Annotated in this window: 8 protein-coding genes; all 8 read left to right on the forward strand. The window is 71.7% G+C overall.

Translation table 11 applies throughout. The annotated features are described in order from the left end of the window. The first annotated feature begins 277 nt into the window (after nt 1-277). The 8 genes from ACFXKG_RS37875 to ACFXKG_RS37910 all read left to right on the forward strand — a co-directional run bounded on the left by ACFXKG_RS37875 (nt 278) and on the right by ACFXKG_RS37910 (nt 7280). Nucleotides 278-2203, forward strand: coding sequence for an ATP-binding protein (locus ACFXKG_RS37875; RefSeq protein WP_384849096.1), 1926 nt, complete (start codon nt 278-280; stop codon nt 2201-2203). Between the two features lie 7 nt (nt 2204-2210). Continuing rightward, nucleotides 2211-2648, forward strand: a complete 438-nt coding sequence (locus ACFXKG_RS37880; protein WP_384849099.1) for a roadblock/LC7 domain-containing protein — start codon at nt 2211-2213, stop codon at nt 2646-2648. Between the two features lie 2 nt (nt 2649-2650). Continuing rightward, nucleotides 2651-3022, forward strand: coding sequence for a DUF742 domain-containing protein (locus tag ACFXKG_RS37885; RefSeq protein ID WP_384849102.1), 372 nt, complete (start codon nt 2651-2653; stop codon nt 3020-3022). After that, nucleotides 3000-3674: an ATP/GTP-binding protein gene (locus ACFXKG_RS37890; protein WP_384849105.1), complete on the forward strand. Its 675-nt coding sequence runs from the start codon at nt 3000-3002 to the stop codon at nt 3672-3674. The genes ACFXKG_RS37885 and ACFXKG_RS37890 overlap by 23 nt, the downstream gene beginning before the upstream one ends. Nucleotides 3675-3714: 40 nt before the next feature. Continuing rightward, on the forward strand, nt 3715-4245 hold the full coding sequence (locus tag ACFXKG_RS37895; protein WP_384849107.1) for a GAF domain-containing protein: 531 nt from the start codon (nt 3715-3717) through the stop codon (nt 4243-4245). A gap of 213 nt (nt 4246-4458) precedes the next feature. Continuing rightward, nucleotides 4459-5313, forward strand: a complete 855-nt coding sequence (locus tag ACFXKG_RS37900; RefSeq protein ID WP_384849110.1) for an ABC transporter permease — start codon at nt 4459-4461, stop codon at nt 5311-5313. Nucleotides 5314-5398: 85 nt separating this feature from the next. Further along, nucleotides 5399-6421, forward strand: coding sequence for an ABC transporter substrate-binding protein (locus ACFXKG_RS37905; RefSeq protein WP_384849112.1), 1023 nt, complete (start codon nt 5399-5401; stop codon nt 6419-6421). A gap of 13 nt (nt 6422-6434) precedes the next feature. Then, nucleotides 6435-7280 carry an ABC transporter ATP-binding protein gene (locus tag ACFXKG_RS37910; RefSeq protein WP_384849115.1) on the forward strand — a complete coding sequence of 282 codons (846 nt, stop codon included), beginning with the start codon at nt 6435-6437 and terminating at the stop codon, nt 7278-7280. Nucleotides 7281-7392 lie beyond the last annotated feature (112 nt).

A 7392-nucleotide genomic window follows, 5' to 3' on the forward strand; every position in this document is an offset into this window, starting at 1 on the left:
CGCCATGCGCCGGGCCGCACGCGTGCCGCCCCCGCGCTCCCCATGGGCTATTTCGGGCTGATGTGCGACGGCTCATACCGGAGCGGGACGCTCTGTGGGCAACTTTGTCAACTGCCCACCGCGGATGACCGCTTGGCGACTACCGTGTGTGCTCGGTGATCAACGGAGGGCTCGTCCGGCATGCGCCGGTCCTGCCGCCGCGCCGTGAACCAGAAGACCGCCGCCGCACCAGCACCAGCACGATGCCGATCCTGGGGCCCCAGTACCGAGGACACAGATGTCTCACCTACGCGCACCTGTCGCGCGGCCGGAGCGCCGGGAGGGCGGACGGCACGGCCGGCCGGGCCCCCGCGCGCTCTCCTCCGCGGCCCGGGCGGACGCGGCGATCCCACCGGACGCCCGCATACGGCCCCAGCTCCTCCGTGCCGAACTCCTGCGCACCGCCGTCCTGCCCGCGACAGTCGCCGCACTGAGCGGCGCCGCGGCCGTGGTGCTCGTCCTGCGCTCCACCACGGCGGAACCCACCGCCCCGGTCTGGACAGCCCTGTTGGGCACCGCGCTGCTCGCCTTCGCCGCCGTCGCCGCGGCGGCCCTGGGAGCGGAGCGCACCGCGCGGACCGTCCTCGGCCGGTGCACCGCGCTGCGCCGCTCCAGCGCGCGCGGGCAGGCCGAACTGCGCGACGTCGTCGAGCGGCTCAGGCGGGGTGAACGGGTGCCCGCGCCCCCCGCGCCGCCCACCGGGACCGGCCACGGCGGAGACGAGTTCGACCTGCTCGCGGCCGAACTCGGCCGCTCGCGTGAGGCCGCCGTCGGCGCGGTGATCCAGGCCTCGCGGCTCTCCGGCAGTGTCGGCGACGAACAGAAGGTGGAGGTCTTCGTCAACCTGGCCCGCCGCCTCCAGTCCCTCGTCCACCGCGAGATCCAGTTGCTGGACGACCTGGAGAACGAGGTCGAGGACCCCGAGCTGCTGAAAGGTCTCTTCCAGGTCGACCATCTCGCGACCCGGATCCGCCGGCACGCCGAGAACCTGGCCGTCCTCGGCGGGGCGATCTCCCGGCGCCAGTGGAGCAGGCCGGTCACGCTGACCGAGGTCCTGCGCTCCGCGATCGCCGAGGTCGAGCAGTATCCGCGGGTCAAGCTCGTGCCGCCGATCGAAGGCACCGTGCGCGGCCACGCCGTCGCCGACGTCATCCACCTGCTGGCCGAACTGGTCGAGAACGCCACGCTGTTCTCGTCCCCGCACACCCAAGTGCTGCTGCGCGCCCAGCAGGTGACGGCGGGGCTGGCGATCGAGGTGGAGGACCGGGGGCTCGGCCTGCACGTCACCGAGCAGCGGAAGATGAACGCGCTGCTCGCCGACCCCGACCAGGTCAATGTCGCGCACCTCCTCCAGGACGGGCGGATCGGCCTCTTCGTGGTCGCCGCACTGGCGCGCAGGCACGGGATCGCGGTCCGGCTCCAGACCAACATCTACGGCGGGATCCAGGCCGTACTGGTCCTGCCGCAGACGCTCCTCGGCGCCGACCCGGGCGAAGAACCGGCCCACGCCGCGCACCCGGCCCCCGCCGCGCCCCCGGCCCCCGCGGAGCGGCCGGGCTCTCCCGTACCAGGGGATTCCGTACCAGGGGCTCCCGTGCACCAGGCGCCTGCGCCCGTGCCTCCCGTACCAGGGGCGCCTGTGCGGGCGACTCCCGTGCAGGGCAGCGGTCAGCTCCCCGTCGAGCGGCAGGCGTACGCGTCCCCGCCTCCGCCGCGCCAGGAGCCGGCGCCCGCCGCGCCGTCCCCGGCGGCCCCCGGCGGGCCCGCGCCCCTGCCCGTACGGAGCGCCCGCGCCGAGCGGCCCACCCCGGCCGAGGCCCGCCCCGGAGCCCGTCACGCGGCGCGCCCCGAGCCGCCGCCCGCCCCGGTGATCCCGGTCAGACCCCTGGCCGAGCACGCCGGTGACGGCATGATCCGCCCCGCCGCGAGCCGGCCCCGGCTGCCCCGGCGCCGCGGGCAGGAACACCTCGTACCGCAGCTGCGGGACGCCCCCGCGCCGCCGCCCGCCGGTGAGCCCGCGCTCCACGACCCCGGGCTGATGGCGGCCTTCCGGCGGGGCATCGGCCTCGCCGAGTCCCAACCCGCCGCGCGCCCCGGGGAAGCGGCGCCACCCGCTCCGGAACCGCCGGAATCACCGCGCCACGACACCACCCCCAAGGAGTAGACACACCATGGCGAGCGATGTGCCGACCGGCCATGTCACCGACCTGGACTGGCTGTTGAGCGGCCTGGTCCAGCGAGTCCCGTACACCCGCAGCGCGGTGCTGCTCTCCGCCGACGGTCTGGTGAGATCCGTGCACGGGCTGGACCGCGACAGCGCGGACCACATGGCGGCGCTGTCCTCCGGCCTCTACTCGCTGGGCCGCAGCGCCGGGATCCGCTTCGGCGACGGCGGTGAGGTCCGGCAGGTCGTGGTGGAGCTCGACTCCACCCTGCTCTTCGTCTCCACGGCGGGATCCGGTACTTGTCTCGCCGTGCTGGCCGGCCGCGAGGCGGACGCCGCGGTCCTCGGCTACGAGATGGCGATGCTGGTCAAGAGCGTACGGCCGTATCTGGCGACGCCGCTGCGGCACGAGGCCGGTGTCTCACCGAGCGGCACGGGGCACTGACCGTGCCGCTCTCCACGGACGGGCCGTGGCTCGACGACGCGGCGGGCCGGCTCATCCGCCCGTACACCGTGAGCGGTGGCCGGACCAGACCGACGGCCGCCCTGGACCTGCTGACACTGGTGATCTCCACCGGGGCGCCGCCACAGCCGCACCTCGGACCCGAACACACCCACGCCGTCGGCCTGTGCGGGGGGCCGACCTCCGTCGCGGAGATCGCCGCGCAACTCCGGCTCCCGGTGACGGTGACCAAGATCCTCCTCTCCGATCTGGTGGAGTGCGGGGCGATCACCGCACGGCCGCCGGACAGCTTCGACCACCCCACCGACCGTTTCCTGCTGGAGGCAGTGCTCGATGGTCTACGACGACAGCTCTGACCCCTGTTCCGCCGGCCAGCCCTTTCCCACCGCGCTGAAGGTCCTTGTCGCGGGCGGGTTCGGCGTCGGCAAGACGACCTTCGTGGGCGCGGTCAGCGAGATCGCGCCGCTCAGCACGGAGGAGCTGCTGACCCAGGTCAGCGCCGCGACCGACGATCTCACGGGCGTCGAGACGAAGACGTCGACGACGGTCGCGATGGACTTCGGCCGGCTGACGCTCGACGAACGCCATGTGCTGTACCTCTTCGGCACGCCCGGACAGGAACGCTTCTGGTTCATGTGGGACGAACTGTCCCGGGGCGCGCTCGGCGCGATCGTCCTCGCCGACACCCGGCGGCTCGAATACTCCTTCTCCGCGGTGGACTTCTTCGAACAGCGGGGCATCGGATTCGTCGTCGCCGTCAACGAGTTCGACGGTTCCTACCGTTACGGACCGGAGGAGGTGCGGGCCGCGATAGACCTCAAGCCGGAGGTGCCGATCGTGCTCTGCGACGCGCGTATCGCCAGTTCCGGCATCCGCACACTGGTCACCCTCGTCCAGCATCTGCTCACCTCGTACCCGGCGCCCGCCCCGGCCCCGGCCCCGTTCGCGCTGCCGCCGCCGTCCCCGACGGTCCTCGCGCCCGCCCCCGCACCGGAGCTCGCCGAATGAGGCGGTCACCCGCGCGCACCCCGAGTGCCGGAGAACGCGGATGAGATACGACCCCATCGCCCGGCTGCTGCTCACCCCCGTGGACCAGGAGGCGCCCGAACGCGCGCTCCGGCTGCGCGGGCTCGGCCTCGGCGACCGCCCGGAACCGGCGCTCGACACCTTCGCCCAGCAGATGGCACAGCTGACGGACGCCCCGTACGCGATGGTCAACTTCCTCGACGAGCAACGGCAGTTCTTCGCCGGGCTGCACACCCCGCCGGGCGGGAGCGGGGAGCGGGTCAAGTCCCGTGACCACGGCTACTGCCCCTATGTCGTGGTACGGCGCAAGGCGCTGGTCCTGGAGGACGTCCGCGACTTCCCCCGGTTCGCCGGGAACGCGCTCGTGGATGAGACCGGCATCCGCTCCTACCTCGGGGCGCCCCTCATCGACCGTACGGGACTGGCGCTCGGCACCGTCTGCGTGGCCGACACCGAACCGCGGCGCTGGGGGCGGACCGGGCTCGACACCATCAAGTCCTGTGCGGCGCAACTGATGGCGCAGATCCACCGCCGGGAGGACGGCCTGGCCTGATCCACAGGACAGACCCCAACCTCGGACCAGCCTCTTGACCACAGGGACGGGCAGTCACTAGCGTGACGGATCAATCCTGGCGGAAAGCGCTTTCCGGCTCTCGGCCCCAGAGTCTGGGCCCAGTGTCGGCCGATGCGGTTGACGGCAGGTTCCCGAAGTATCCCCAAGGCGCAGCGCACGTGACAACTACCCGGTTTCCCCGAGGAGTTCACAGTGAGCCAGAGCGTCCTGCCCGCCCCTCCCGCTCCCTCGCCGCAGCGTGTCAGGCCGGGCGCCGGAGAGCGGATCGCCCGCGCCGTCGAGGCCGGTAAACGCCCCGTCGCGCTGCTGGTCGGCTGCGGTGTGCTCTGGTGGGCGATCGCCGCCGCCGAGCTGGTCGAGCCGTATCTCGTCCCGTCGCCCGGTGCCACCCTCGATGTACTGACGGGGAAGGCGGGTTACCTCTGGCACCACACCTGGGTGACGACGTACGAGACACTGCTCGGCTTTCTCATCGCCGCCGTGGTCGGTGTGTTCGCGGCGGTGGTGATGGTCCGCTCGTCGACCGTGGAGCGGACCCTCTACCCCCTGCTGCTCTTCGCCCAGGTGGTGCCGAAGATCGCCGTCGCACCGCTGTTCGTGGTCTGGCTCGGCTTCGGGATCACCCCGAAGATCCTGATCGCCGTCCTCATCGCCTTCTTCCCCGTGGTGATCTCGATGGTGACCGGTCTCAAGGCGGTCGACCCGGAGATGCTCCAGCTCTCCGCGACGATGGGCGCGAAACCCTGGCAGACCTTTGTCAAAATCCGCTTTCCGGCCTCGCTGCCCCATCTCTTCTCCGGGCTCAAGGTCGCCGTGACCCTCGCGGTGACGGGCGCGGTCGTCGGCGAGTTCGTCGGCGCCAACGAAGGACTGGGCTATGTGATCCTCCAGGCGAACGGCAATCTCGACACCCCGATGCTCTTCGCGGGGCTCCTCGTCATGTCGCTGATCGGTGTCGTCCTCTTCGCGCTGGTCGAGGCCGCCGAGAGGCTGCTGCTGCCCTGGCACGCGAGCCGCCGGGACACCGACGTCACCACCACCTACTGAACCACGCGACACACCCGCGTACGACAGGCACGGCGCACCACACGTACGTAAGCCGACTCGACCCCGTTCCGGGAAGGGCCACGCCATGCACCCGCGCAGACTCCTGATCGGTCTCGTACCACTGCTCCTGATCGCCGCCACCGCCTGTGGCGAGGACGGCGCGGGGACCTCCACCAGCGACTCGGGCAAGAAGCTCGACGAGGTCACCCTGACGCTCAACTGGTATCCGTACGGCGAACACGCGCCGTTCTACTACGGCAAGCAGCGGAAGATCTTCGAGAAGCACGGCATCGATCTGACGATCAGGGCCGGCCAGGGTTCGCAGAAGACCGTGCAGGCGACCGCCGCCGGACAGACCGACTTCGGCTGGGCCGACACCCCCGCCGTGCTCAGCGGGGTGGACCAGGGCGTCCGGGTGAAGAGCCTCGGGGTCTTCCTCCAGACGACGCCGTCGTCCGTGCAGTTCTTCGAGAGCGAGAACGTCACCACCCCCGCCGACCTCAAGGGCAAGACCATCGCGGGCACGGCGGGCGACGCGCTCACCAAGACCTTCCCGATCTTCCTGGAGAAGAACGGGCTGAAGGAGTCGGACGTCACGATCCAGAACACCGACCCGGCGGGCAAGATCGCCGCGGTGATCTCGGGCAAGACGGACGCGCTGCTCGGCTACGCCAGCGACCAGGGCCCGACCATGAAGGACAAGGCCAAGAAGGAGGTCTCGTACCTCCGCTTCTCCGATCACGGGCTCAACTTCTACTCCAACGGTCTGATCGCCGGACAGCGGATCCTCGCCGAGCGCGGCGACCTGGCCCGGCGCATGGTGCGGGCCGTCAGCGAGTCCTGGGCGGCGGCCGAGAAGGCGCCGGATCCCGCCGTCGCCGCGATGGACGGCGCCTCGGAGCAACTGCCGCCCAAGAACGTCCTGTCGGAGCAGTTCGCCACCACGGTGACCCTGCTGCACACCGACGCGACGCGCGGCGCCGCCCCGGGCGTCAACACCGAGGGCGACTGGCGGCGGACCATCGACATCTTCGCGCAGGCCGGACTGGTGAAGAGCCCGAAGGCCGTACAGGAGTACTGGGACAGCGGCACGGCGCTGAAGGGATAGGGCGGAACACACCATGGCCAGGGACGCGAAGCTCCAGGATCCGGCCGCGCGGCAGGACGGCGCGCACCACACCACCTTGCCCCCGGGCGCGCCCGCGGTCCGCCTGGACGAGGTGGCCGTCCGGTTCCGTACGAAGAAGCGCGAGGTCACCGCCTTGCGCGAGGTCTCGCTCGATGTGGCGCCCGGCGAGTTCGTCGCCCTCGTCGGGCCCTCCGGCTGCGGCAAGTCCACACTGCTCAAACTCGTGGCGGGCCTGCTGACCGCGTCCGGGGGCGCCGTACAGCTGCACGGCCGGCCCGTCGAGGGGCCGCGGCACGACATCGGTTACGTGTTCCAGCGCGCCGCGCTGCTGGAGTGGCGCACCGCCCGCCGCAACATCCTGCTCCAGGCGGAGATCCGGCGGACGGACGCCGCCGCGGCCCGCGAGCGGGCGGACGAACTCATCGCGATGACCGGGCTCACCGGGTTCGAGGACGCGTATCCGCACGAACTCTCCGGTGGCATGCAGCAGCGCGTCGCGCTCTGCCGGGCGCTGCTCCATGCACCGCCCGTGCTGCTGATGGACGAGCCGTTCGGCGCGCTCGACGCGCTGACGCGGGAGCAGCTCAACATGGAGCTGAACCGGATCTGGCGCGAGACCGGAACCACCGTGCTGCTCGTGACCCACTCCATCTCGGAAGCGGTCTATCTCGCCCAGCGGGTGGTGGTGATGAGCCCGCGCCCCGGCACCATCACGGAGATCATCGACGTGGGACTGCCGGCGGAACGGGAGTACACGGAAACGCTGGGGCGCCCCGAGTTCCGCGCGGCGACGACCAGGATCCGGGGACTGCTGGGGGCGGCTTCCGCCCAGGAGTGACGCGCCTCGACGGCAGGAGCCGGGGGGGGGGCGCGGGGCCGGCCCCGGCCCGGCCCGGGTGGGGGGGGGGGGCTGTTAAAAAACAAAAGCAGCCCGCCCAAAAACCACGGGA

Origin of the sequence: Streptomyces sp. NPDC059255, from assembly GCF_042752355.1 — a bacterium.
Classification (GTDB): Bacteria; Actinomycetota; Actinomycetes; order Streptomycetales; family Streptomycetaceae; genus Streptomyces.